Consider the following 24,634-nt stretch of genomic DNA (forward strand, 5'->3'; position numbering starts at 1 on the left):
ATGACCTCCATGCCCACCAGAACGTTGCTGGCCGCCGCGATGGCCGCGGGCACGCTACTGCTCGCCGCCTGCGATGACGGCGGTCGATACCTCGGAACGCCTTCACCGGAGACACCAGTGCCCAGCCAGCAGCAGTACGCCGAACTCCTGCGGCGGCCGACGATCGACGAGGCCGACGCTCGCTACGAGGAAGCCCGGAAGACGCTGCAAACGAAGTTGACCGACGGACTCGGCCTCACGGGCTGGGCCGACAAGCACGATGGCCGTCAGTCAGGCTGCGCCAACGAATTCCCGGGCGTCGACAGCCGCGACGCGGTGCGCGCGTTCCTCAGCTTCATCACCGCGCCCAAGGGTATCTCCGGCGAGCAGTGGGCCGACGCGAAGCGCATCGCGACGGAAGTCGGCGCCGGCTACGGGTTCACGAAACCTGGGGTGCAGACGAACAAGCCACCCACGTTCGAGTTCGCATTGCGGGATCAATACGGAGCCACGCTGACCCTGTCGGCGGGCACGACCACGGTCATCTCGATCGAAACGGGCTGCCACCTGACCACGGAAGCCAAGGCGCGGATCGGCGCGAGCGCGACCACGCAACGATAGCGAGCGTGCCGGTCTGTGCCGCCGTTCGTGGCGCGGCCCAGGTGGCCGGAGACGAGCCGACGGATTCACCCGATGGGACGCAGGGCTGGACCGTCGAGCGCGGAAATGGACACACATCATCTAGATACGGAAAATGACAACAATGTCACACTCGGCAATGTTCTTCGCTGGCCAACGGCGTGCAAGACGAGGACGTTGGTGGGCGCAGCAGGGTTCGAACCTGCGACCGCTCGGGTGTAAACCGAGTGCTCTTCCGCTGAGCTATGCGCCCGCAGGCGGCGGCCCCGCAGGACCGCCGCCGAAGGGAACTCAAGCCAGTTCGGCCACGGCCTTCTTCCAGCCCTGCTGGTCGCGGGCCTCGCCCGGCGCGTTGACCTCGGCGAACCGGACCACACCGGAGGTGTCGATCAGGAACGTGCCGCGGACCGCCAGGCCGGCGTCGGCGTTGAAGACGCCGTACGCCTGCGCCACCTCGCCGTGCGGCCAGAAGTCGGACAGCAGCGGGAACTGGTAGCCCTCCTTCTCGGCCCACGCCTTCAGGGAAAACGGCGTGTCGACCGAGACGCCCAGGACCTGGACGCCCTTGTTGTCGTAGTCCGCGAACTCGTCGCGGAGCTGGCACAGCTCGCCGGTGCAGATGCCGCTGAACGCGAAGGGGTAGAAGACCAGCAGCACCGGCTTGTCACCCCGGAACGACGACAGCTGGACGGGCTGCTTGTTGTAGTCGTTGAGCGTGAAGTCAGGGGCCTCAGAACCGACCTCGACGGTCATACCAGCGTTTCCTCTCCCGAACGGACACGTGCCTGCGACGACAACCCTATCGTGTCCGTCCGGCGGGACCGGCTCAGCGCTGCTTCGACTTCGACTTGGGAGACACCAAGCGGGTGCCGATCCAGTTCGGGCCGACACTGATGTTGGCGGTCTGGGCCAGGCCGACCACGGGCACCGCTTCGGCGATTTCGCTCGGCTCGACGTGCCCGGGCTGTCCCGTCTTCGGGGTCAGCACCCAGATCACGCCGGTCTCCTCCAGGGGGCCCCGGGCGTCGATGAGCGCGTCGCCCAGGTCGCCGTCGTCCTCGCGCCACCAGAGCAGCACCACGTCGATGACCTCGTCGGCTTCCTCGTCGAGGATGTCCCCGCCGATCTGCTCCTCGATCGCCGCGCGGACGTCGTCGTCGACGTCCTCGTCCCAGCCGATCTCCTGGACCACCATCTCGGGCTTGATGCCGAGCCTCTCGGCGACGCTGCTCTGATCAGCGTCTCCCGCGGCGACCACTGCTTTCACTCCTCCAACTACGACGGAGCGTGGCGTCGGGGCACCCTGCGAGGGGTACACCTGGGCCACACTCGGCTACCCGGTTGCCGATAGCGAACACTGGTGAAGCCCCGCGCGCAACCGTCCACACCGGATCTGTGACAACTCGTGTCGCAGGATACGGCCCGCGACGCCCCGCCCGCGACGGCGTTTCGGGTACCGGGCGCCCCCGGCCTGCCACCCCTGGAGGGGTCGTCCCCTAGGGTGGGGAGGAAGAAAACGCGCGCGCGATACACCGCGCGCAGGGAGTGGCTCGACCGGGTCGGCCTATGTTACCGCCAAGTAGCGGTGCGGAAGCCGGGACGGAAGACGACGATGGAGAGTCGTACACCCCCGCGTACGAGCACCACCGGCTGCAACTTTTCGCAAGGAGACCCCTTGGCCCCGCAGAACGACGGCGCCTCCGGCAAGGAGACCCCGGCACGCGTACGCGTCATCCGTGACGGATTGGCGGCGCACCTGCCCGACATCGACCCGGAGGAGACCGCCGAGTGGCTGGACTCCTTCGACGAGGCTCTGGCGAGGGGCGGTCAGCAGCGGGCCCGGTACCTGATGCTGCGCATCCTCGAGCGCGCCCGGGAACGGAACGTCGGCGTCCCCGCCCTGACCTCGACGGACTACGTCAACACCATCCCCACGGAGAACGAGCCGTGGTTCCCCGGCGACGAGGAGATCGAGCGCCGCTACCGCGCCTGGATCCGCTGGAACGCGGCGATCATGGTGCACCGCGCGCAGCGCCCGGGTGTCGGCGTCGGCGGCCACATCTCGACCTACGCCTCCTCGGCCGCGCTGTACGAGGTGGGCTTCAACCACTTCTTCCGCGGCAAGGACCACTCCGGCGGCGGCGACCAGATCTACATCCAGGGCCACGCCTCCCCCGGCATCTACGCCCGCGCGTTCCTCGAGGGCCGGCTGAGCGAGTCGCAGCTCGACGGCTTCCGGCAGGAATTCAGCCACGCGGGTGAAGGCGGCGGCCTGCCGTCGTACCCGCACCCCCGGCTGATGCCGGAGTTCTGGGAGAACCCGACGGTGTCCATGGGCCTCGGCCCGATGAACGCCATCTACCAGGCCCGGTTCAACCGCTACCTGCGCGACCGCGGCATCAAGAACACCGACGACCAGCACGTCTGGGCGTTCCTCGGCGACGGCGAGATGGACGAGGCGGAGTCCCGCGGCCTGATCCACGTCGCGGCCGGCGAGGGCCTCGACAACCTGACCTTCGTGATCAACTGCAACCTGCAGCGGCTCGACGGCCCGGTGCGCGGCAACGGCAAGATCATCCAGGAGCTGGAGTCGTACTTCCGCGGTGCCGGCTGGAACGTCATCAAGGTGATCTGGGGCCGCGAGTGGGACTCGCTGCTGCACGCCGACCGCGACGGCGCCCTGGTCAACCTGATGAACGTCACCCCCGACGGTGACTACCAGACGTACAAGGCCAACGACGGCGCCTTCGTCCGCGAGCACTTCTTCGGCCGCGACCCGCGGACGAAGGACCTGGTCAAGGACCTCTCCGACGCCGACATCTGGAACCTCAAGCGCGGCGGCCACGACTACCGCAAGGTGTACGCGGCCTACAAGTCGGCGCTGGAGCACCACGGCCAGCCGACGGTGATCCTGGCCCACACCATCAAGGGCTACGGCCTGGGCCCGGCGTTCGAGGGCCGCAACGCCACGCACCAGATGAAGAAGCTCACCCTCGACGACCTGAAGCTGTTCCGCGACTCGCAGCGGATCCCGATCAGCGACGAGGAGCTGGAGCGCAACCCGAAGCTGCCGCCGTACTACCACCCGGGCGCGAACTCGCCCGAGATCGAGTACATGATCGGCCGCCGCAAGGCGCTCGGCGGGTTCCTGCCGGAACGCCGTCCGAAGGCCGCGAAGGCGCTGGTCCTGCCCGGCGACAAGGTCTACGAGGGCATCCGGCGGGGCTCCGGCAAGCAGGAGGTCGCCACGACGATGGCGTTCGTCCGGCTGGTCCGCGAGCTGGCCAAGGACTCCGAGATCGGCAAGCGGGTCGTCCCGATCATCCCGGACGAGGCCCGCACCTTCGGCCTCGACTCGATGTTCCCGACCGCCAAGATCTACAACCCGCACGGCCAGACCTACACCTCGGTCGACGCGAGCCTGATGCTGGCCTACAAGGAGTCCGAGAAGGGCCAGCTGCTGCACGAGGGCATCAACGAGGCGGGCTCCACCGCGTCGTTCACCGCCGTCGGCACGTCGTACGCGACGCACGGCGAGCCGATGATCCCGATCTACATCTTCTACTCGATGTTCGGGTTCCAGCGGACGGGTGACGGCCTGTACGCCGCCGCCGACCAGATGGCCCGCGGGTTCGTCCTCGGCGCCACCGCCGGCCGGACCACCCTGACGGGTGAAGGCCTGCAGCACGCCGACGGGCACTCGCTGCTGCTGGCGGCGACCAACCCGGCCGCGGTGGCCTACGACCCGGCGTGGTCGTTCGAGATCGCGCACATCGTCAAGGACGGCCTGCGCCGGATGTACGGCGAGGCCGGCCCGGACGGCAACGGCGAGAACGTCTTCTACTACATGACGATCTACAACGAGCCGTACCAGCAGCCCGCCGAGCCGGAGAACCTCGACGTCGACGGCCTGCTCAAGGGGCTGTACAAGTACGCCGAGGCCCCGGACGGCGACGGCCCGGAGGTGCAGATCCTCGTCTCCGGCGTCACGATGCCGGACGCGCTGAAGGCGCAGAAGATGCTGGCCGAGGAGTGGGGCGTGCGGGCCGCGGTGTGGTCGGCCACGTCGTGGACCGAGCTGCGGCGCGAAGCCGTCGAGATCGACCACGACAACCTGCTCTACCCGGGCAGCGAGCCGCGCGTGCCGTACGTCACGGAGGCGCTTTCGGGCAGCAACGGGCCGGTCGTGGCCGTGTCGGACTGGATGCGCGCGGTGCCGGACCTGATCCGCCCGTACGTCCCGACCGACATGCTGACGCTGGGCACGGACGGCTTCGGCTTCTCCGACACCCGGCCGGCGGCGCGGCGGAAGTTCCTGGTCGACGCCGAGTCGATCACCGTCGGGGCGCTGTCGATCCTGGCCAAGCGCGGCGAGGTCGAGCAGGCGAAGGTCCTCGAAGCGGCCACGAAGTACCGGCTCGACGACATCGCGGCCGCCGGGCCGCAGACGTCGGAGTCCGGCAACGCGTGATCAGGTGCTAGTTTCGGGACCCGGCAGACATCGGATGTCTGCCGGGTCCCGCTCGCTCGTAGTCCGTTAGGGAGTTGATCAGGGTGACGAAGCGCCGGCTGCCGAAGCCGAGTGAGCTGCAGCAGATCCTGCGGCCGAAGCCGATCGTGCTGAACCCGACGGACCGGCGGCTGGCGAACGCGCACACCGTCGCCGACCTGCGGATGATCGCGCGCAAGCGCACCCCGCGGGCGGCGTTCGACTACACCGACGGCGCCGCCGAGCTCGAAGACAGCCTGCTCCGCGCCCGGCAGGCGTACCGCCGCGTCGAATTCCACCCGAACGTGCTGCGCGGGGTGTCCGATGTGGACACCACGCGCGACATCCTCGGCAAGACCTCGGCGTTGCCGTTCGCCTTCGCCCCCACCGGTTTCACCCGGATGATGCAGCACGAGGGCGAGCGCGCGGTGGCCCGTGTCGCCGAGCGCAACGGCATCCCCGTCGGGCTCTCGACGATGGCGACGACGTCGATCGAGGACCTCGCCGAAGCCGCGCCGGGCGCCCGCAAGTGGTTCCAGCTCTACGTCTGGCGCGACCACGGCGCCGGTGAAGATCTGATGAATCGCGCGTGGGCGGCGGGCTACGACACGCTCATGCTGACCGTGGACACCCCCGTCGGCGGTGCCCGCCTCCGCGACGTCCGCAACGGCCTGACCATCCCGCCGGCGTTGACGCTCAAGACGTTCCTCGACGGCGCGATGCACCCGGCGTGGTGGTTCAACCTGCTCACCACCGAGCCGCTGAACTTCGCCTCGCTCAGCCACTTCGACGGGACGGTCGCGGAACTGCTGAACAAGCTCTTCGACCCGACGCTGAACTTCGACGACCTCGACTGGGTCCGGCAGACCTGGCCGGGCAAGCTCGTGGTCAAGGGCGTCCAGAACGTCGACGACGCCCGGGACGTGGTGAAGCACGGCGCGGACGCGGTCCTGATCTCCAACCACGGCGGCCGCCAGCTCGACCGCGCCCCGACGCCGCTCGAGCTGCTCCCGGCGGTCCTGGACGAGCTCCAGGGCGACGCGGAGGTCTGGATCGACACGGGCATCCTGTCGGGCGGCGACATCGTGGCGGCGATCGCCCGGGGCGCGGACGCGGTCCTGATCGGCCGCGCGTTCCTGTACGGCCTGATGGCCGGCGGCGAGCGCGGCGTCCAGCGCTGCGTGGACATCCTGCGGACGGAAATGGTCCGCACGATGCAGCTGCTCGGCGTCCGGACGCTGAAGGACCTGACGCCGAGCCACGCCACCCTGCGTTAGTCAGACCTGCGCCTGGCCGCCGTCGACGAAGAACTCGACGCCGTTGACGAAGCTCGCCTCGTCGGTGGCCAGGAACAACGCGGCCGCGGCGATCTCCGACGGGTCGCCGAGGCGGCCCAGCGGGACCGCGCTCGCCATCTGCTCCACCATCGCCTGCTCCGCGCCGGGCTCGGCCAGGCCGAGCAGGCCCGGGGTGAGCGTCGGCCCGGGGCTCAGGACGTTGACACGCACCCCGCGTCCCTGCAGGTCGAGCGCCCAGGTGCGGGCGAAGTTGCGCACGGCGGCCTTCGTCGAGGCGTAGAGGCTCATGCCCGGCGCCACGCGCGTCGACGTCGTCGAGCCGGTGATGATGATCGACGCCTTCTCGTTCAGCAGCGGCAACGCCTTCTGCACGGTGAAGAGGACGCCCTTGACGTTCGTGCCGAAGGTCGCGTCGAACTGCTCCTCGGTGATCTCGCCCAGCGGGGCCGAAACGCCGCCGCCGGAGTTGGCCACCACGACGTCCAGGCCGCGGCCGCGCTCGGCGATCGCGCGGTAGACCTCGTCCAGGTCGGCGAGGTTCGCCGAGTCGGCGCGGATCGCCTGGACCGATCCGCCGATCTCGGCGACGGCGTCGTCCAGCACCTCTTTGCGCCGCCCGGTGATGACGACGTGGGCGCCTTCCGCCGCGAACCGCTTCGCGATCCCCAGGCCGATGCCGGTTCCGCCGCCGGTCACGAGCGCGGTCTTGTTCTCCAGGTTCACGATGCCCTCCGAGTTCTTGACTGCTTCGTCCAGAACCTACGCCGTTCTGGACGAGATAGTCAAGAATGCCTATCCTGAAGACATGGCCAGACCTCGGAGCTTCGACGAAGGCGCGGTCCTGCGCACCGCGCGGGACCGGTTCTGGTCGACCGGCTACGCGGGCACGAAGATCGACGACATCGCCGCCGCGACCGGACTCGGCAAGGGCAGCCTCTACGGCGCCTTCGGTGACAAGCACGCCCTCTTCGTGCGCGTCTTCGACGACCACTGCGCCACCGCGGTCGAGAGCGCGCGGCGCAGGCTCGAAGGCCCCGACAGCGAGGCCTACGAGCGGCTGCGCGACTACGTCCTGGCCGACGCCGAAGCCGTCATCGCCGACGACATCCACCGGGGCTGCCTCATCGCGAAGGCCGCGGCCGAGTGCGCCGAGCACGACGCCGAGATCGCGGCGCGCGCCCGGCAGGCGTTCCGCGAGCTGAACGCCATGCTGACGGCCTGCGTCGCGGCCGCTCAGCGCGCGGGCGACATCGCCGAAGGCCACGACCCGGCCCGGCTGGCCGGCCTCCTCCTCGCGACCATGCGCGGCATCGAAGCCCTGGGCAAAGGCGGCTGCGACCAGGCCGACCTGCGCGGCATCGCCGAAACCGCCCTGGCCGTGCTGCCGGTCAACAGCTGACCCGTTGGGCCAACCGGTCTCAAGTTCTTGACGGACCGACCGGTTTGTGACGAAGATCTCGGGCACCCGCCGAAAGGCCGTTTTCGCATCGTGGAAAACGGAGGTCGCCCGTGTTCGTGCAGGATTTGACTCCGCTGGGCTCGCTGGGCCTGTCCGCGCTCGTGGCCGTACTGCCGCTCGCCACCGTCCTGGTGCTGCTCGGGGCCGTCCGGATGCGAGCCCACCACGCCGCTCTCATCGGGCTGCTCGTCGCGCTCGTCGTGGGGATCGCCGCGTACGGGATGCCGGTCGTGCAGGCCGTCTCCGGGGCGCTGCAGGGCGCCGCGTTCGGGTTGTGGCCGATCATGTGGATCGTCGTCAACGCGCTCTGGATCTACCGGCTCACCGTGCGGACCGGGCACTTCGACGTCCTGCGCCGCTCGTTCGGGCGTCTCTCCGACGACCCGCGCATCCAGGCGCTGATCATCGCCTTCTGCTTCGGCGCGCTCATGGAGGCCCTCGCCGGCTTCGGCGCGCCGGTGGCGATCAGCGCCGTGATGCTGGTGGCCGTCGGGTTCCACCCGGTCAAGGCGGCCGTCGTCGCACTGGTCGCCAACACCGCGCCGGTCGCGTTCGGCGCCATGGGCACCCCGGTCGTCACCCTCGCCCAGGTCACCGGCCTGCCGCTGCAGGAGGTGTCGTCGATCGTCGGGCGCCAGACGCCGCTGCTCGCGCTGGTCGTGCCCCTGTTGCTGGTGATCATCGTCGACGGCAAGCGCGGCCTGAAGGACACCTGGCTGCCCGCGCTCGTCTGCGGGGTCGCGTTCGGGCTCGTGCAGTTCCTCGCCTCGAACTACGTGTCACCGCAGCTGGCCGACATCGGGGCGGCGCTGGCCGGCGCGGCCGCGCTGGTCGCGCTCCCCCAGACCCGGCGCCCGGTGCCCGAAGCCGTCCGGATCGGCACCGGCGGGACGGCGACCGCCGAAGCGCCGCCGGAGGACTCGCGGGGCGACGTCGTCAAGGCGTACCTGCCGTACCTGCTCATCATCGTGATCTTCTCGATCGCCGTGCTGCCGCCGGTCAAGCGGCTGCTGGACAAGGCGACCTGGAAGTTCCACTGGCCCGGGCTGAACGTCGCCGCGCCGAACGGGAAACCGGTGTCCGGCAACACGTTCTCGCTGCCGTTCCTCAACACCGGCGGCACGCTGGTGCTGCTGGCGGGCGTCATCACGGCGGCGTTGCTGGCGGTGAAGGCGGGCGACACCGCGCAGGAGTGGCTGGCGACGGTCAAGGAGCTGCGGTTCGCGATCCTGACCGTCACGGGCGTGCTCGCGCTGGCCTACGTGATGAACCTGTCCGGCCAGACCTCCACGATCGGCACGTTCATCGCCGCCGCGGGTGCCGGGCTGGCGTTCCTCTCCCCGGTGCTGGGCTGGTTCGGCGTCGCCGTCTCGGGGTCCGACACCTCGGCGAACGCCCTGTTCGGCGCCCTGCAGGTGACGGCCGCGCACCAGACGGGCCTGCCCGCGGACCTGCTGGCCGCGGCGAACAGCTCCGGCGGCGTCCTCGGCAAGATGGTGTCGCCGCAGAACCTCACCATCGCCTGCGTGGCGGCGAACCTGCCCGGCGAGGAGGGGAAGCTGCTGCGGAAGGTGCTGCCGTGGAGTCTCGGGCTGCTGCTCGCGATGTGCCTGATCGTGTGGGGTCAGAGCACCGCGGCGCTCAGCTGGATGCTGCCGTGACCCCGGGCCGGGCGGCGACGCGCTGGGCGGAGCGGTTCCAGCTCCACCAGCCGTGCACGACGAGCCCGGCGAAGACGATGTAGATCGCGGCGGAGAAGTAGAGCCCGGACGAAATCTGCAGCGGCACGCCGATGGCGTCGACGGCCAGCCAGACCAGCCAGAATTCGACGAGCCCGAGTCCCTGCGCCCCGAAGGCCACCAGGGTTCCGACGAAGATGGCGGCGTCCGGCCAGGGCGCCCAGGACGCGTGCAGGGCGTCGAGGACCAGCGCCATCACGGTGGTGCCGACGACGAAGGCGCCGACCATGGCCAGCCGTTCGGCCAGCCGGCCCTTGCGGACGACGACGCCGAACACCGGGTCCTTGCGGCGCGTCCAGGCCCACCAGCCGTAGACGGAGATGGCGAGGATGGCGACCTGCCGCGCGGCGAGCCCGCCGAGGTGCGCGGAGACGTAGACGGCGAAGAGCAGCACCGTGGCCCCGACCTGCACGGGCCACGTCCACAGGGTGCGACGCTGCGCGAGGAACACGACGGCGAGCGCGAACACCTGCCCGGCGAGCTCCGCGATCGAAATCCACTGACCGAGCACGGTGATCCCGTGGTGCAGCAGGAAGTCCACGTCACGCCCCTTTCGTCCTACCGCTCCTCAACATGCTCCCTGGCGGACGCATTCCCCAAGGAGTGTGAGCGGCGAGACATCCCGAGCGGTGAGACGCGGTGGCGCCCGCCGGCTTCGCGACTCGAGGCACCCGGTTTGCCGATCGGCGTCCGCACCACTGGACACGGCGCGGGCCCGGCGCCTTCCTCGACCGCCGATCCCGCGCCACGCCCCCCGGACCAGCCGTGCGGGCGCCGACGCGTGCTGTCCGCGCCCCGGAGACGCCAGGCGGCCAAGGACCGTCGCCGTCAAGACCCGTTTCGCGGCCCGTCATCGACCCCTCACCAGAGCCTCACCCCCGCGGCCCACGCAGCAGCGTGGGCCCGGCGGCTTCCTCGTCCGCCGGGCCCGCGCCACTCACCTGCGCCTCAGATCTGGGGGCGCGGGGTGCCGACCGGCGGCGTCGGGGTGCTGTCCGCGCCGACCGTTGCGCGCTGGGCCGCCGGGCCCGTGCCCATCTCGCCCGTGCGCTGCGCCGGGGTCTCCAGCTGGTGCTCCATGTTCGCCAGCCAGCCGCGCCAGCGGTCCTGGGCCGGCTTGATCAGGCCGCCGCCGAAGCCGACCACGATCACGCCGCCGATCGTCGCCAGGACCGTGATCAGCACCGGGCCCGTGATCGCCGTCGCGATGTTCACCTGGCCGAGGGCCGCGATGATGCCGAACGCCATGATCAGCCAGTACGCCGCCACCGAAAGCGGCCGCGCCGCGCCGCGGCCGGACAGCGCCGACGCGACGACGTCCCGCACCACCTTCGCGATCGCCGCGGCCACCACGACCAGCACCAGCGCCACCACGATCCGCGGCAGGAACGCGATGATGTCGTTGAGCAGCTGGCTCACCGGGTTGGTCGGCCCGAACACGCCGAACGCCAGCTGGAGCGCGATCAGCAGAATGAAGTAGTAGACCAATTTGACCAGGATCCCGGTCGCGTCGATCTTCTGCTGGCCGATCTTTCCGCTGAGCCCGGTCCGCTCGACGAGTTTGCCGAAACCGGCTTTCCCGAGCACGAGCGCCAGCCCTTTCGACACGGCTTTCGCGATCAACCAGCCGATCAGCAGGATGATCAGGAATCCCACGAGTTTCGGGACGAAGGTGGCCACCATCGCCCACGCCTGCCCGAGCCCGTCCTTCAGTTGCTCGCCCATACCGACTCCCTCCACGGATTTGCACCGGATCGTCGATCAAGTACCCAGGGGCGGCAACTCGTGCGCCCCACGATCGAGTGAGACGACTGGCGCGGAAAGATCACCCGTGGCCATACTGGTTCTACCGGTGGGGACCGGGGAGACGAGGCCGTCCGGCGCAGCGTAAACCGCAAGCGCCGGGCGGCCTCGAGCATTACCGGGCAGACAAGCGCGGACAAGCACCGTCCGGACAAATCCGGCCCCCGGGGTCGCCGGGGGCCGGATCAGGGAAATCTCAGGCGGCGCGCAGGGCGTCGCGGAGTTTCACTTTCGCGCCGGTGCGCATGACGGCGTTGCGGTAGATCCGGGCGGCGAACCAGATCAACCCCGGAATCAGCAGCACCACGAGCCCCACCGACACCACCGCTTCCCAAACGGGCACCCCGCCCATCGCGAGCCGCATCGGCATCAGCGTCGGCGAGAACACCGGAATCACCGAAAGCACTTCGACGAACGTGTTGCCCGGATCCGACGGCAGCACCGAAATGCCGATGACGTACCCGGCGATCACGAACATCAGGGCCGGCATCGTCGCGCCGCCGACGTCTTCCTGGCGCGAAACCAGCGCCCCCAGCGCGGCGAACACGATCGAGTACATGAAGAACCCGAGCAGGTACCACACGACCAGCCAGACGACCGTGCCCACCGCCGCGGAAACGGAGATGGTCAACACTCCCGTGGCCAACCCGGCGATGACCCCGCCGGCGCCGATCACGAGCATCTGGATCAGCCCCACCACCCCGATCCCGAGCACCTTGCCCGCCATCAGCTGCCACGGCTTGATCGTCGACAGCAGCAGCTCGACGACCCGGGACGTCTTTTCCTCGACGACGCCCTGGGCCACGCTCTGGCCGTTGATCATCAGCGACAGGTAGATCAGGATGCCGGCGACGATGCCCAGCACGAGCTGCTGGCCGTTGTAGTCGTACGGCTCCTCCAGCGGCGGGTCCTCGACGAACTTCGCGGACGCGATCGCCGCCTGGAACTGTGCCGGGTTCCCGCCCAGCGCCGTCACCTGCTGGCTGATCGCCACCTGCTGGGACAGCAGCTGCAGGACGTTCGCGAGCTTGCCGTCGAGGTCCTTCTTCACCTGGACGTGCACGCTCTTGCCGTCACCGGTGAGCAGGGCGTCGAGCGAGCCGTCGGCCAGCTTCGCGCGCCCGGCCGCCTCGTCGGCGACCTGAGTGGTCTCGATGTTCTCGCCGAGGGTCTTCCCGACGGCCTTCAGCGGCGCCGAGAAGGCGGCCGTCGCGGTGCTGATCCCGACCTTGGCGTCGGGGCCGCTGCCGCCGGAGATCAGCTTGATCAGCACGATGCCGACCACGATCAGCAGCAGCATGATCACGGTGCTGACGCGGAAGGCCTTCGACTTCACGCGGGTGCTGATCTCGCGGGAGGCGACCAGCCCCACCGCGGCCGTCGGGCTCATCCGGACGTCCGGAACCGGCGTGGTCATGCGGCGACCTCCTCGGTCGTGACGACGGAACGGAACAACTCGGTCAGCGACGGCTGCTCGCGGGCGAACTCGCGGACCGGCCCGGTGGCCAGCGCGGCCTTGAGCACGGCCTGGTCGTCGGCGCCCTCGCCCAGTTCGAGCTCGGTCACCGAACCCTTCCGGCCGAGCACCTTCACCCCGGGCAGGCCGTCGGCCCACCCGGCTCCCGCCTCGGGAACGTCGACCCGCAGCCGCACCGCGCCGCCGGCCCGCAGCTCGTCGACCGTGCCGACGGCGACCATCTGTCCACTGCGGACGATCCCGACGCGGTCGCAGAGCCGTTCCACCAGATCGAGCTGGTGGCTGGAGAACACGACCGGCACCCCCTCGGCCGCCTTCTCCTTGAGCACCTGGCTCATCACGTCGACCGCGACCGGGTCGAGGCCGGAGAACGGCTCGTCGAGCACCAGGATCCGCGGCTCGTGCACCAGCGCCGCGGCCAGCTGGACGCGCTGCTGGTTGCCGAGGGACAGCTTCTGCACCTCGTCGTCGCGGCGGCCGGCGACGCCGAGCCGTTCGGTCCACGCTTCGGCCGACGCCCGCGCGTCGGCCGCGGGCATGCCGTGCAGCCGCGCGAGGTAGGTCAGCTGCTCGGCCACCTTCATCTTCGGGTAGAGCCCGCGTTCTTCGGGCATGTAGCCGATGTGACGGCGAGTCTCGTGCGTCACCGGCACGCCGTCGTAGCGGACTTCGCCGGCGTCGGCGGACAGCACCCCGAGCGCGATCCGCATGGTCGTGGTCTTCCCGGCGCCGTTGCTGCCGACGAAGCCGAACAGTTCGCCCGGCCGGACGTCGAACGTCATTTCCCGCAGGGCGACCACGTCGCCGTAGCGTTTGGACACCCCGTCGATCTCCAAACCGGTCATTCCGGTTCCCCCGTTCTGTGTGGCGTCGATCCTAGGCAGTGCGTACACGCCCCGCCTACCCTCGCGCGTTGCCGCGAGGGGCTACCAAAGTTGCGGGCACGTAGGATCGCCTCGCCATGGATGGAACCACCGCCCCGCGTCAGGTGCCGAAGCACCACGGACTGTCCGCGAAGACGCTCCGGCGGCTGGAGCACGCGTCCGGCAGCCTGGCGAGCGCGAGCATCGCGGTGATGGAACGGCGGCTGCCCTGGTTCGCCCGGCTGCCCGCCGACCAGCGCGCGAGCGTCCTGCTGATCACCCAGGCCGGGGCCGCCGGCTTCGTCGACTGGCTGCGGGACGCCAAGGAGGCCCTGAAGCTCACGACCGAGGCGTTCCGCGACGCACCGGCCGAGCTGTCGCGGTGGATCAGCCTGCGCCAGGCGGTCGGCATGGTGCGGCTGGCCATCGAGGTGTTCGAGGAGCAGCTTCCCGATTTCGCCGCGAACGAAGCGGAACGCGCTGCTTTGATCGAGGGAATCCTGCGCTACGGCCGGGAAATCGCCTTCGCGGCGGCGAATTCCTACGCGGCCGCGGCCGAAGCGCGCGGTGCCTGGGACGCGCGGCTGGAGGCGCTGGTCGTCGACGGCATCGTCCGCGGCGACGCCGAGGAGTCGGTGCTCTCGCGGGCCACGGCGCTCGGCTGGGACCCGTCGGCGGCGGCGACCGTCCTGGTCGGCAACCCGCCGTCGGAGGACCCGCCGACGGTGGTCTTCGAGGTCCGCAGCCGCGCGGCCCGCGTCGGGCGTCCGGTGCTGCTGTCGGTGCAGGGGTCCCGGCTGGTGGTCGTGGTCGGCGGCCCGACCGACGGCGGGGTGAAGGAGCGGGAGATCCTGACCCGGATGTCGGTGGCGTTCGCCGAGGGCCCGGTGGTCGCCGGCCCGACGGTGCCGACGCTGGCGGAGGCCCACCACAGCGCGACGGAGGCGTTGTCCGGGCTGCGGGCGGTGGTCGGCTGGCCGGGCGCGCCCCGGCCGGTGCGCTCGGGCGACCTGCTGCCCGAGCGCGCGCTGTCGGGCGACGCGGAGGCCGAGCGGCTGCTGGTGGACACGATCGCCCGCCCGCTCGAGGAGGCCGGCCCGACGCTGCAGCGCACGGTGGAGGCCTACCTGGAGAGCGGCGGCGTGCTGGAGACGTGCGCGAAGACGCTGTTCGTCCACCCGAACACGGTCCGCTACCGGCTGCGCAAGGCCGCGGACCTCACGGGCTGCCAGGCGACCGACCCGCGCGACGCCCTGGTGCTGCGGATCGCCCTGACCGTCGGACGGCTGGCGAGGGCCCGCGGGCTTTGGTGACGCCGCGGATGTCGAGAACGTCGTGCCGGCTCCGTCCCTGGATCGCGAGCGGCCACCGGGGCCGCGGGACGAAGGAGACCCCATGACGATCCAGCGGATGGACAACGTCGGCGTCGTCGTCGACGACCTCGCGGCGGTGACCGCGTTCTTCGTCGCTCTCGGACTGGAACTCGAGGGCGAGGCCACGGTCGGCGGACCGGAGGTGGACGTCCTCGTCGGACTCGAGGGGGTGCGGTGCGACATGGCCGTGGTGCGGACCCCGGACGGCCACGGGCGGCTCGAGCTGATGAAGTTCCACGCACCCGCGGCCCCCGCCGCCGCCGACCGGGACGCGCCGGTCAACGCGTTCGGGCTCCGCCGCATCATGTTCGCCGTCGAGGACATCGAGGCCGTCGTGGCCCGCGTCCGCCCGCACGGTACCGAACCCGTGGGCGAACTGGTCCGGTACGAAGACGACTACCGGCTCTGCTACCTCCGCGGCCCCGAAGGCATCATCGTCGCGCTGGCCGAGAAGCTTCGCTGAACCCCCTCCCTCGCGAAAGGACCCCACCATGGCCGTCGCCGACGACCTCGACCGCGCCACCGACTCGCCGTGGGACTGGGTCGCCGAGCAGACCCGCACATACATCGGCTCGGGCGGCACCGTCGGCCACGAGTCGAACGGCGTGCACACCCTCATCCTCGCCACGACCGGCCGCCGGACCGGCCTGCCCCGGCGCACCTGCCTGATCTACGGCACCTCGGGGGCCGACTTCGTCGTCGTCGCGTCCAAGGCCGGCGCCGACGACGACCCGGCGTGGTTCAAGAACCTCCTGGCCGAGCCGAGCGTCGGGGTCCAGGCCGGCACCCGCCGGTGTACCGCCCGCGCCCGGGTCGCGACCCCGGCCGAGCGCGCGGACCTCTGGCCGCGGATGGCGGCCATCTTCCCGCTCTACGACGAGTACGCGCGGAAGACCGAGCGCGAGATCCCCGTTGTTCTGCTGACCCCGCGGGACTGACCCTCCGGAGACGGCCGTCACGTGATGGACTTAACAGCGAAAGGTGATTGAACCCGACAAGGCTTCCGGGTTACGCGCGAGCTTCTGCGGCGCATCTTTGGAGGGTTCCGACAAAGACGCCGCGCAGACACTGTGAGCGTCGGCATCCCGGGAAACACCCTCCGCCGTGTTGTCTAGAAGGGTGACAGCAGCAGTCCTCGCTCCCGGCCAGGGGTCCCAGGCCCCCGGTATGTTCACGCCCTGGCTCGACCTCGACGGGGCGCGCGAGCGCGTCGCCCAGTGGTCCGAGCGCGCCGGGCTCGACCTGCTCCGCCTCGGCACCGAGGCGGACGCCGACGAGATCCAGGACACCGCGATCGCGCAGCCGCTGATCGTCGCGCTGTCGCTGCTCACCTTCGAACACCTCCAGGCCACCGCGCCGGTCGCCGCGGACGCGCCGGTCGCCGGCCACTCCGTCGGCGAGCTCGCGGCCGCCGCGATCGCCGGGGTGCTGAAGCCGGAAGACGCGGTCGCGCTCGCCGCCGTCCGCGGCGCCGAAATGGCGAAGGCGTGCGCGCTGGAACCGACGTCGATGGCCGCGGTCATGCTCGGGGACCCCGAGCAGGTCGTCGCGTGGCTCGAAGAGCAGGGCCTGACCGCGGCGAACCGCAACGGCGCGGGGCAGATCGTCGCCTCCGGTGCCGCCGACACGATCGCGAAGATCGTCGACCAGCCCCTCGAAGGCACGAAGATCCGCGCTCTCAAGGTCGCCGGCGCCTTCCACACCCGCTACATGGCGCCCGCCGAAGAAGCGATGCGCGCCCACGCCGCCGAGCTGACCCCGGCCGACCCGGTCCGCCCGCTGCTGTCCAACGCGGACGGTACCGTGGTCACCAGTGGGGCCGAGTACCTCGCACGGCTGGTCTCCCAGGTCACCCGCCCGGTCCGCTGGGACCTGACGATGGACGGCCTGGTCTCCCTCGGCGTCACCCGCACGATCGAACTCGCGCCCGCGGGCACCCTGACCGGCCTGGTCAAGCGGCAGCTCAAGGGCGTCGTCACCACTATCACCGCGCTGAAGACGCCGGCCGAGCTGGCGGCGCTGCGCCAGGAGGACGCCTCGTGACCGACCGACCCACCCTGAGCCTCAACCCCGGCTCCCGCGGCAGCCGCGTGCTGGGCGTCGGCAGCTACCAGCCCGCGAAGATCGTCACCAACGACGACCTGTCGCAGGTCATGGAAACCAACGACGAGTGGATCCAGACCCGGGTCGGGATCGTCGAGCGCCGGTTCGCCGAGAAGGACGAGCTGCTCACCGACATGGCCGTCGCCGCCGGCACCGCCGCGCTGGCCGACGCTCGCGTCGACCCGTCCGAAGTGGACACGGTGATCCTGCCGAACTGCACCATGCCGACGCTGATCCCGAACGCCGCCGCGCAGGTCGCCGCCCGGATCGGCATCCCCGGCCCCGGCGCGTTCGACCTCAACGCCGCGTGCGCCGGGTTCTGCTACGGCCTCGGCGTCGCCTCCGACCTGATCCGGGCCGGCTCGGCGAAGAAGGTCCTGGTCATCGGCGCGGAGAAGCTCACCGACTCGGTCGACCCGGCCGACCGGGCCAACGCGATCATCTTCGCCGACGGCGCCGGCGCCGCGGTCGTCGGCGCGTCCGACGAGCCGCTCATCGGCCCGGTGACCTGGGGCAGCGCGGGCGACCTGGTCGACCTGATCTACATGCGCGACGAGAAGTACATCTACCAGGAGGGGCAGTCGGTCTTCCGGTGGGCGACCACGAAGATCGCGCCGATCGCGATGGAGGCGCTGGAGGCCGCCGGGCTCAAGCCGTCCGATGTGGACGTGCTGATCCCGCACCAGGCGAACCTGCGCATCGTCGAGGCGATCGCGAAGAAGCTGCGGGCCAACGGCGCCCGCGAAGACATGGTCGTCGCCGACGACATCAAGTACTCCGGCAACACCTCGTCGGCGTCCATCCCCCTCGCGCTGGACCACATGCGCAAGGCCGGGACGGCGAAGTCCGGCGACGTGGTGCTGGCGGTCGGGTTCGGCGCGGGCCTGTCCTACGCCGGGCAGGCGTTCATCTGCCCCTGATCACCGTTACGCTCCCCGCGGGCATTCGCCCGCGGGAAACAGACCCCCAGTAAGACCGAGAAGGGAACACCCCCATGGCTGACAACGCTGAGATCCTCGCCGGCCTCGCCGAGATCGTCGAAGAGGTCGCCGGTGTGGCTCAGGACGACGTCACCGCCGAGAAGTCGTTCGTGGACGACCTGGACATCGACTCGCTGTCGATGGTCGAGATCGCCGTGCAGGCCGAAGACAAGTTCGGCGTCAAGATCCCGGACGACGAGCTCGCCAACCTCAAGACCGTGGGCGACGCCGTGAACTACGTGTCGGCCAACTCCAAGTAAAGTCTTTCCCCTCCTTGAGGAGACTCCCATGAGCAACATCGACGTCGTGATCACCGGTCTCGGCGCCACCACACCGCTCGGCGGGGACGTGACGTCCACCTGGGACGGTCTGCTGGCCGGACGGAGCGGGATCCGGGCGATCGAGGCCGACTGGGTCGAGGAGTTGCAGCTGCCCGTCAAGATCGGCGGCATGCTGGCCGTCGATCCTTCGGAAGTCCTGCCGCGGGTCCAGGCCCGCCGGCTGGACCGCTGCGAGCAGGTCGCGCTGATCGCCGCCCGCCAGGCGTGGGCCGACGCCGGGTACACCGAGCCGACCGACGAGCACACCGACGTCGACCCCGACCGCCTCGGCGTGTCGATCGGCACCGGGGTCGGCGGCCCGGTCACCCTGCTCACCCAGAACGACCTGTTGCACCAGCAGGGTCTCCGCAAGGTGTCGCCGCTGACCGTGCCGATGCTGATGCCGAACGGCCCGGCCGCGCACGTGGGCATCGACCTCAAGGCGCGGGCCGGGGTGCACTCCCCGGCCTCGGCCTGCGCCTCGGGTGCCGAAGGCATCGCCAGCGGGGTGGAGATGATCCGCTCCGGGCGCGCCGACGTCGTGGTCGCGGGGGGCGCCGAAGCGTGCATCCACCCGATCACGCTGGCCGGGTTCGCCCAGGCCCGCACGGTCTCCACGCGCAACGACGACCCGGCGGCCGCGTCGCGGCCGTTCGACGCCAACCGCGACGGCTTCGTCCTCGGCGAGGGCGCCGGCGTGGTCATCCTGGAACGCGCCGACCAGGCGAAGGCCCGCGGGGCGCGCGTCTACGCGACGATCGCGGGACACGGCATCACCTCGGACGCCTACCACATCACCGGCAACCACCCCGAGGGCATCGGCCAGATCGCCGCGATGCGCGCGGCGATGAAGATGGCCGGGGTGACCGCCGCGGACGTCGGGCACGTGAACGCGCACGCGACGTCCACTGTGGTCGGTGACATCGGCGAGGCGGCGGCGATCCGCAAGGCGGTCGGCGACCACGCGATCGTGACGGCGCCGAAGGGCTCGCTCGGCCACCTCGTCGGCGGGGCCGGCGCGGTCGAGGGGATCATCACGATCCTGTCGCTCTACCACGGTCTCGTGCCGGCCACCCTGAACCTGACGGACCTGGACCCGCGGGTGCAGCTCGACGTGGTCGCGGGCGAGCCGCGCAAGGTCGAGCTGAGCGCGGCGATCAGCAACTCGTTCGGGTTCGGCGGGCACAACACCGCGCTGCTGTTCACGGTCTGAGTTTCTCGGAACTTCCGAAACGAAAGCGGGGGCCCGGCTTCGGCCGGGCCCCCGCTTTCGTCTTCAGCACTTTTCGTGTTCGGGCGGCGGCCCGCCGTCGATGGCGGCGGCGATCTTCAGGGCCTTGTTTTCGAGCACCATCGGCAGGACGAGCCGCCACTTGATGCACGGCTCGCGGAAGAACAGCGGGGCGTCTTCGACCGCCTGCCGGCTGGTGAACCCGACCAGGACCCGCAGCGAGTTCCCGGACGAGCGCTCGATCCGGTAGACGAGGGCGTCGCTGTCCTTTGTGGTGCGCACCCCCCGCTTCCAGTCGGCCTGCGTCTGGGAGGCGGCCCGCTCGTCGGTGACCACCTCGGTCCACAGCGGGTACTGCCTGGTGTTGATGGCCGCGAAGTACTTCTCCAGCACCCGGCGGACGGTATCGGCCTGCGGGTGCCGCTTGGCGTCGTCGGTCATCCGGACGCCGTCGTCCACCGCGGCCGGCGCGCCGATGCTGGACGACGACGGCGTCGACACCGCGACGGAGGCGTCGTCGGCGGGCTGGTCGGGACGGCGGTAGATTTCGCGCGCGAGCAAGCCGCCACCGACGGTCACGGACAGCACCACGACCACGACGGGCACCAGCCAGCGCTGGCGAGAGCTGGGGGCGGGGGTGGTCACGCGGAAAGCGTACCGGCCCCCGTCCCGGAGCTCAGCCGACCTGGTGCAGCCAGGTCACCGGCGCGCCGTCCCCGGCGTGGCGGAAGGGCTCGAGCGCCTCGTCCCAGCTCGCGGCCAGGAGCTCGTCCAGCTTGTGCGCGAGGGACTCCCCGCCGCGGGTCATGGCGACGAGTGCGCGCAGCTGGTCCTCGCCCACCACGATGTCGCCGTTGGCGCTGGTCCGTCCGTGCCACAGGCCGAGGCCGGGCGCGAAGCAGAACCGTTCGCCGTCGACGCCCGCGCTGGGCTCTTCGGTCACCTCGAACCGAATCATCGGCCACGCCTTGAGGGCGGACGCCAATCTGGCGCCGGTGCCCGCGGGCGCGCGCCATCCGCATTCGGCGCGAAGCTGACCCGGACTGGCCGGCTGCGCCGTCCACTTCAGGTCAACGCGGGCACCCAGGGTGCCCGAAATGGCCCACTCGACGTGCGGACACACCGCAGACGGCGACGAGTGGACGTACACCACACCTCGGGTGCTGCCACGGGTGCTCACTGCTACCTCCGCTTGTTGCTCGACGAGGGACGTCTTCCCCTACGCCCTACTTCGAGCTGCAGCGCGGCCTCAGTGCGGCTCCCGAATGCCGCCTCCGATGCGTTGTAGCACATTCTGCACCCCAACCGTGCCGTTTGGCCACACGAACACCACAAGTCACCCGCCCCACACTTTCGGAGGGCAAGCGGCCGCGGCGCGCCCGTGTCGCGCGGATCCTTGCGCTGGGCGCGCTAGCGTGAGGATTCGGAACGACGAGCAGGGGAGGGACAGCGGTGCGACTGGTGCGCCTGGAGCGGCAGCAGTCCCGGGTGGCGGACGACATCCGGGCCGCGCTGGCGTCCCTGGGCCGCGGCAGCACCGTGATCGGCGGGATCGCCTTGGTGGGCGTGGGCGGGGTGACGAACCGCCCGATCGAGGCGGTGGTCCTGCTCCCCCACGGCGTGATCATCGTGATCGGCGTGGACCTCCCGGACCCGGCCCTGCGCCTGGAGGCCCCGCTGGGCGGCCCGTGGAAGGCGGACGGCTGGCCCCTCGTCGCGGACGACGATTCGGTGAACCCGGCCACGGAAGCGCTGGACATCTCGCAAGCTTGCGAACGGCAAATTGCCGCCCTGGTCCCGGGAACGGCCCCGGTGGGCACGATCATCGCGGTGGGACCGTACGTGGAGACGGTCGACCAGCCGGCAGCCGACCTGGCCGGCCCGGTCCGGGTCCTGCACCCGACCCCGACGACGATGCTGGCGGCCACGGTATCCCTGGCCACGGCGCACCGGCCGCGCTCGGTGGACCAGGTGCGGGCCCTGATCAGGGGACTGGCGCCGGCGGCACCGGAGTTCACGGACGAGGTCCTGCTGGCCGAGGGCTTCAGCCGCCTGACGGACGACGCACCCCCGGAGTCCCTTTGGGACGATGCCCCACAGCCGCCGGCTTCGTCGGCAGCGCCGGCGGGGGTGGGGACCACCGACTGGCGGACCAAGACGCCGGTCGAGGCCGCACCGGAGCCCGCGGCGGTTTCGGAGGCTGAAGTTCCTGCGGCCTCAGAGGTTTCGGAGACCGCAGTTCCTGCGGCCTCAGAGATTCCGGAGGCCGGCGTTCCTGCGGCCTCAGAGATTCCGGAGGCCGACGTTCCTGCGGCTGCGGACGCTACCGAGGCTCTTTCGCCACCCGCCCAGGCGGACTCGAGGCCTGCGGATCCCTCGGCGCGGCCGGTGTTCCCGGGCACCGGTTTCCCGCCCGCCGAGGCCACCTCGTCGGAGGGTTCCGAACCGGTCGAATCCTCCGCTGCCGAAACCGAGCGAACCGAAAACCTCCGCCTTCCCGCGCCCAGCAGCGACCAAACCGCGGCTCTCGACCCCTCCGCTACAGCCGGGCAAGCGCCCGAGCCACCGGCCCCGCAGCTCGCTGCAGCCGAGCACGCCGCCGAACCTCCAGCACCGCCCGCAAACACCGAGCAGGCCACCCCGCACCCCACCCCATCCGAGCCGCCCCAGGGCGCTCCTTCCGCCCCTCCGCCCGCGGCCTCCCCGCAGCCCTTCCCCCGCCCGCGGCCGAAACCCGAGCCCGCCGCCGCGCCCCGCACCGTCCGCTGGCTCCCCCTCGGCGCCATCGGTGCCCTCGTCCTCCTAGTCGTCGCCGCCGTCGTCGTGGCCACCACCGGTGATGACACCGCGGCCGCTCCGGCGCCGCCGCCGGCCACCTCGAAACCGCAGCCGCCGCCCACCACTCCGGTGCGAAGCCTCCAGTTCGCCCTTCGCGCCGCCGGCGGTGATCAGCGATGTGCCTCCCACGCCTTCGGGGATGCCCAGGCCAGCCTGCAGCAGACCAGTTGCTCCGGCGTCAAACGCGCCAGCTACGCCGCGACCGTCGACGGCCGCGGCGGGGCCGTCACCGTCGGGGTCGTCGAATTCCCCGATGCCGCGCAAGCCGCCGCCTTCAAGGCCGTGGCCGACACCCCGGGCGGGGGCGGGGTCCTCGACCTCGCCACCGAGACCGGTCAGTGGGGCGCCACCCCCGTCCCGCGGTTCGAGAACGCCGCCTACGCCAGCAAGCTCGACGGCTCGTCCGTCCGGATCGTGCAGGCCGTCTGGGCGCCGGGACCGTCCACTCCGGACGATCCCGGCCTGGCCAGGGCGGCCGAGGCCGCCCTCGACCTGCCCGCCCAGTAGCCCTCAGAGCCCGTACGCCTCCAGCAGCCGCAGCCACACCTCGCTGATCGTCGGGAACGACGGCACCGCGTGCCACAGCCGGTCCAGGGGCACCTCGGCGACGATCGCGATCGTCGCCGAATGCAGCAGCTCCGAGACGTCCTGGCCGACGAACGTCACGCCCAGGAGCACGTTCCGCTCCGTGTCGACGACCATCCGGGCCTTGCCCGTGTACCCGTCCGCGTGCAGGGACGAACCCGCCACCGCGATGTCGATGTCGACGACGCGGTCCGCCGAGCCCGGCCGCGCGTCCGCCAGGCCGACGGCCGCCACCTCCGGGTCGGTGAACACCACCTGCGGCACCGCGTGGTGGTCGGCCGTCGCGGTGAACCGGCTCCACGGCGAGGGCGACACCGGCGTGCCCGCGGCCAGCGCCGCCACCGTGTCCCCCGCCGCGCGGGCGCCGTACTTGCCCTGGTGGGTCAGCGGCGCCCGGCCGGTGACGTCGCCGGCCGCGTACAGCCAGTCACCGTCCACTGCGGACACCCGGCCGGTGTCGTCGGTCTCCAGCGGGTGCCCGGGCTCGACACCGAGCCGCTCCAAGCCGAGCCCGGCGGTCGCGGGACGGCGGCCCGTGGCCACCAGGAACTCGTCGACGACGAGCGCCGAGCCGTCCTTCAGCGTCAGCTCGGTCCCGAACTGCCCGGCGGCCACCTGCGAAACACCCGACTCCGTGTGCACGACGACGCCCGCCTCACGCAGCCCCGCCAGCACCAGGCCACCGGCGAACCCGGCGTTGCGCGGCAGCGGCCGCGGGCCGGAGATCACCAGGTGGACCTCCGACCCCAGCGACGCGAACGCCTGCGCCATCTCCACGCCGACCACGCCGCCGCCGAGGACGCCGAGCCGGGGCGGCACGGAAGACGCCGACGTCGCTTCACGCGAACCCCACGGGCGGATCGTGTCGAGCCCGGGGATCGACGGCGTGCTGGGCACGCTGCCGGTGCAGACGATCACCGCGTGCCGGGCGGTCAGCACGCGGTCACCGCCGACGGTCACTTCCCGCTCCCCGGTGATTTCCCCGTGCCCGCGAACCGGCTCGATGCCCGCGCCGCGGGCCCAGTCGACCTGTCCCGAGTCGTCGCCCTTGCCGGTGAACCAGTCACGGCGTGCGAACACCGCCGCCGGGTCGATCCGGTCGCCGACCGGCACGCCGGGCACGCGCTTCGCGGCGGCGAGGAGATTTCCCGGCCGCAGCAACGCCTTGCTCGGGATGCAGGCCCAGTAGGAGCACTCGCCGCCGAAACGTTCGTGCTCGACGAGGGCGACTTTCAGGCCTCCGCGAGCCGCTCGTTCGGCGGCCACCTCCCCCACCGGACCCGCACCGACCACCACTACGTCAAAAGTCTCTGCAGCCATGGCTTCAGCGCACACCACCACGCGGGATCACGCAAGCCAGCGGTTATCCTCCGTCGGGAAGCTGCAAGTTTTCGGCGGCACCGGGTGCCGTCGGACCCGGTGCTCGCGAACACATCACACGTTCGAGCACGGGAGGTT

The 24,634-nt window shown here is 71.0% G+C and carries 23 protein-coding genes and 1 tRNA gene; 13 read left to right on the forward strand and 11 right to left on the reverse strand.

The window, feature by feature from the left end; all coding sequences use genetic code 11:
• Positions 1–600 carry an LppA family lipoprotein gene (locus C2L58_RS40855; protein WP_158264236.1) on the forward strand — a complete coding sequence of 200 codons (600 nt, stop codon included), beginning with the start codon at positions 1–3 and terminating at the stop codon, positions 598–600.
• A gap of 196 nt (positions 601–796) precedes the next feature.
• Here C2L58_RS40855 and C2L58_RS40860 read toward each other — a convergent pair.
• The 3 genes from C2L58_RS40860 to C2L58_RS40870 form a co-directional block, all read right to left on the reverse strand.
• Positions 797–871: transfer RNA gene (locus C2L58_RS40860), tRNA-Val, on the reverse strand.
• A 38-nt stretch (positions 872–909) separates the two neighbouring features.
• Positions 910–1,371 (reverse strand): peroxiredoxin, encoded by a 462-nt coding sequence (locus C2L58_RS40865; RefSeq protein WP_103342983.1) that lies wholly within the window; start codon positions 1,369–1,371, stop codon positions 910–912.
• A 73-nt stretch (positions 1,372–1,444) separates the two neighbouring features.
• Entirely contained in the window at positions 1,445–1,876 is a 432-nt protein-coding gene (locus C2L58_RS40870; protein ID WP_103342984.1) for a DUF3052 domain-containing protein, read from the reverse strand.
• A 417-nt stretch (positions 1,877–2,293) separates the two neighbouring features.
• Between C2L58_RS40870 and aceE the strand changes: the two genes are divergently transcribed.
• Complete coding sequence (aceE, locus tag C2L58_RS40875; protein ID WP_103342985.1) at positions 2,294–5,089, forward strand: pyruvate dehydrogenase (acetyl-transferring), homodimeric type; 2,796 nt, start codon at positions 2,294–2,296, stop codon at positions 5,087–5,089.
• A gap of 83 nt (positions 5,090–5,172) precedes the next feature.
• Positions 5,173–6,384 carry an alpha-hydroxy acid oxidase gene (locus C2L58_RS40880; RefSeq protein ID WP_103342986.1) on the forward strand — a complete coding sequence of 404 codons (1,212 nt, stop codon included), beginning with the start codon at positions 5,173–5,175 and terminating at the stop codon, positions 6,382–6,384.
• On the opposite strand, the gene C2L58_RS40885 is transcribed toward C2L58_RS40880, so the two are convergent.
• Positions 6,385–7,128: an SDR family oxidoreductase gene (locus C2L58_RS40885; RefSeq protein WP_199191676.1), complete on the reverse strand. Its 744-nt coding sequence runs from the start codon at positions 7,126–7,128 to the stop codon at positions 6,385–6,387. It abuts the gene before it with no gap.
• An 82-nt stretch (positions 7,129–7,210) separates the two neighbouring features.
• Here C2L58_RS40885 and C2L58_RS40890 point away from each other — a divergent pair, with 82 nt between their 5' ends.
• Both C2L58_RS40890 and C2L58_RS40895 read left to right on the forward strand, forming a co-directional pair.
• Positions 7,211–7,804 (forward strand): TetR/AcrR family transcriptional regulator, encoded by a 594-nt coding sequence (locus C2L58_RS40890; protein ID WP_103342988.1) that lies wholly within the window; start codon positions 7,211–7,213, stop codon positions 7,802–7,804.
• A gap of 110 nt (positions 7,805–7,914) precedes the next feature.
• Complete coding sequence (locus C2L58_RS40895; protein ID WP_103342989.1) at positions 7,915–9,525, forward strand: L-lactate permease; 1,611 nt, start codon at positions 7,915–7,917, stop codon at positions 9,523–9,525.
• Here C2L58_RS40895 and C2L58_RS40900 read toward each other — a convergent pair.
• The 4 genes from C2L58_RS40900 to C2L58_RS40915 form a co-directional block, all read right to left on the reverse strand.
• Entirely contained in the window at positions 9,506–10,144 is a 639-nt protein-coding gene (locus C2L58_RS40900; protein WP_103342990.1) for a nicotinamide mononucleotide transporter family protein, read from the reverse strand. The genes C2L58_RS40895 and C2L58_RS40900 overlap by 20 nt on opposite strands.
• Positions 10,145–10,551: 407 nt before the next feature.
• Positions 10,552–11,328 (reverse strand): mechanosensitive ion channel family protein, encoded by a 777-nt coding sequence (locus C2L58_RS40905; protein WP_103342991.1) that lies wholly within the window; start codon positions 11,326–11,328, stop codon positions 10,552–10,554.
• A 274-nt stretch (positions 11,329–11,602) separates the two neighbouring features.
• Entirely contained in the window at positions 11,603–12,823 is a 1,221-nt protein-coding gene (locus C2L58_RS40910; RefSeq protein WP_233226204.1) for an ABC transporter permease, read from the reverse strand.
• Positions 12,820–13,728 (reverse strand): ABC transporter ATP-binding protein, encoded by a 909-nt coding sequence (locus C2L58_RS40915; RefSeq protein ID WP_103342992.1) that lies wholly within the window; start codon positions 13,726–13,728, stop codon positions 12,820–12,822. Before C2L58_RS40915 ends, C2L58_RS40910 begins: the two co-directional genes overlap by 4 nt.
• A gap of 116 nt (positions 13,729–13,844) precedes the next feature.
• On the opposite strand from C2L58_RS40915, the gene C2L58_RS40920 reads away from it, so the two are divergent.
• From C2L58_RS40920 to C2L58_RS40950, 7 genes are all read left to right on the forward strand, one after another.
• Entirely contained in the window at positions 13,845–15,059 is a 1,215-nt protein-coding gene (locus C2L58_RS40920) for a PucR family transcriptional regulator (protein WP_103342993.1), read from the forward strand.
• A gap of 82 nt (positions 15,060–15,141) precedes the next feature.
• The gene (locus tag C2L58_RS40925; RefSeq protein WP_103342994.1) at positions 15,142–15,582 is read left to right on the forward strand and encodes a VOC family protein; all 441 of its coding nucleotides are present in this window, start codon (positions 15,142–15,144) and stop codon (positions 15,580–15,582) included.
• 28 nt (positions 15,583–15,610) lie between these two features.
• Positions 15,611–16,057: a nitroreductase family deazaflavin-dependent oxidoreductase gene (locus C2L58_RS40930; protein WP_103342995.1), complete on the forward strand. Its 447-nt coding sequence runs from the start codon at positions 15,611–15,613 to the stop codon at positions 16,055–16,057.
• A 181-nt stretch (positions 16,058–16,238) separates the two neighbouring features.
• On the forward strand, positions 16,239–17,162 hold the full coding sequence (locus C2L58_RS40935; RefSeq protein WP_255410627.1) for an ACP S-malonyltransferase: 924 nt from the start codon (positions 16,239–16,241) through the stop codon (positions 17,160–17,162).
• Positions 17,159–18,142, forward strand: coding sequence for a beta-ketoacyl-ACP synthase III (locus tag C2L58_RS40940; RefSeq protein WP_103342997.1), 984 nt, complete (start codon positions 17,159–17,161; stop codon positions 18,140–18,142). The genes C2L58_RS40935 and C2L58_RS40940 overlap by 4 nt, the downstream gene beginning before the upstream one ends.
• Positions 18,143–18,216: 74 nt before the next feature.
• On the forward strand, positions 18,217–18,462 hold the full coding sequence (locus tag C2L58_RS40945; protein ID WP_004559006.1) for an acyl carrier protein: 246 nt from the start codon (positions 18,217–18,219) through the stop codon (positions 18,460–18,462).
• 28 nt (positions 18,463–18,490) lie between these two features.
• Positions 18,491–19,735: a beta-ketoacyl-[acyl-carrier-protein] synthase family protein gene (locus C2L58_RS40950; protein ID WP_103342998.1), complete on the forward strand. Its 1,245-nt coding sequence runs from the start codon at positions 18,491–18,493 to the stop codon at positions 19,733–19,735.
• A 63-nt stretch (positions 19,736–19,798) separates the two neighbouring features.
• Here the strand turns inward: C2L58_RS40950 and C2L58_RS40955 are convergent, their stop codons facing one another.
• A complete protein-coding gene (locus tag C2L58_RS40955; protein WP_103342999.1) occupies positions 19,799–20,398 on the reverse strand; it encodes a hypothetical protein in 600 nt (199 codons plus the stop codon).
• A gap of 31 nt (positions 20,399–20,429) precedes the next feature.
• Positions 20,430–20,933: a DUF3145 domain-containing protein gene (locus tag C2L58_RS40960; protein ID WP_103343000.1), complete on the reverse strand. Its 504-nt coding sequence runs from the start codon at positions 20,931–20,933 to the stop codon at positions 20,430–20,432.
• A 272-nt stretch (positions 20,934–21,205) separates the two neighbouring features.
• On the opposite strand from C2L58_RS40960, the gene C2L58_RS40965 reads away from it, so the two are divergent.
• Complete coding sequence (locus C2L58_RS40965) at positions 21,206–23,098, forward strand: hypothetical protein (RefSeq protein WP_103343001.1); 1,893 nt, start codon at positions 21,206–21,208, stop codon at positions 23,096–23,098.
• A 3-nt stretch (positions 23,099–23,101) separates the two neighbouring features.
• Here the strand turns inward: C2L58_RS40965 and C2L58_RS40970 are convergent, their stop codons facing one another.
• On the reverse strand, positions 23,102–24,496 hold the full coding sequence (locus C2L58_RS40970; RefSeq protein WP_199191677.1) for a dihydrolipoyl dehydrogenase family protein: 1,395 nt from the start codon (positions 24,494–24,496) through the stop codon (positions 23,102–23,104).
• Positions 24,497–24,634 lie beyond the last annotated feature (138 nt).

Origin of the sequence: Amycolatopsis sp. CA-126428, assembly GCF_002904335.1 — a bacterium.
Classification (GTDB): Bacteria; Actinomycetota; Actinomycetes; order Mycobacteriales; family Pseudonocardiaceae; genus Amycolatopsis.

Bases quoted from the DNA above. Each gene is read 5' to 3' on its own strand.
- C2L58_RS40930 (WP_103342995.1), top strand. From the start codon at position 15,611: ATGGCCGTCGCCGACGACCTCGACCGCGCCACCGACTCGCCGTGGGAC.
- C2L58_RS40865 (WP_103342983.1), bottom strand. From the start codon at position 1,371: ATGACCGTCGAGGTCGGTTCTGAGGCCCCTGACTTCACGCTCAACGAC.
- C2L58_RS40910 (WP_233226204.1), bottom strand. From the start codon at position 12,823: ATGACCACGCCGGTTCCGGACGTCCGGATGAGCCCGACGGCCGCGGTG.
- C2L58_RS40855 (WP_158264236.1), top strand. From the start codon at position 1: ATGACCTCCATGCCCACCAGAACGTTGCTGGCCGCCGCGATGGCCGCG.
- C2L58_RS40905 (WP_103342991.1), bottom strand. From the start codon at position 11,328: ATGGGCGAGCAACTGAAGGACGGGCTCGGGCAGGCGTGGGCGATGGTG.
- C2L58_RS40890 (WP_103342988.1), top strand. From the start codon at position 7,211: ATGGCCAGACCTCGGAGCTTCGACGAAGGCGCGGTCCTGCGCACCGCG.
- C2L58_RS40945 (WP_004559006.1), top strand. From the start codon at position 18,217: ATGGCTGACAACGCTGAGATCCTCGCCGGCCTCGCCGAGATCGTCGAA.
- C2L58_RS40920 (WP_103342993.1), top strand. From the start codon at position 13,845: ATGGATGGAACCACCGCCCCGCGTCAGGTGCCGAAGCACCACGGACTG.
- C2L58_RS40925 (WP_103342994.1), top strand. From the start codon at position 15,142: ATGACGATCCAGCGGATGGACAACGTCGGCGTCGTCGTCGACGACCTC.
- C2L58_RS40970 (WP_199191677.1), bottom strand. From the start codon at position 24,496: ATGGCTGCAGAGACTTTTGACGTAGTGGTGGTCGGTGCGGGTCCGGTG.
- C2L58_RS40915 (WP_103342992.1), bottom strand. From the start codon at position 13,728: ATGACCGGTTTGGAGATCGACGGGGTGTCCAAACGCTACGGCGACGTG.
- C2L58_RS40950 (WP_103342998.1), top strand. From the start codon at position 18,491: ATGAGCAACATCGACGTCGTGATCACCGGTCTCGGCGCCACCACACCG.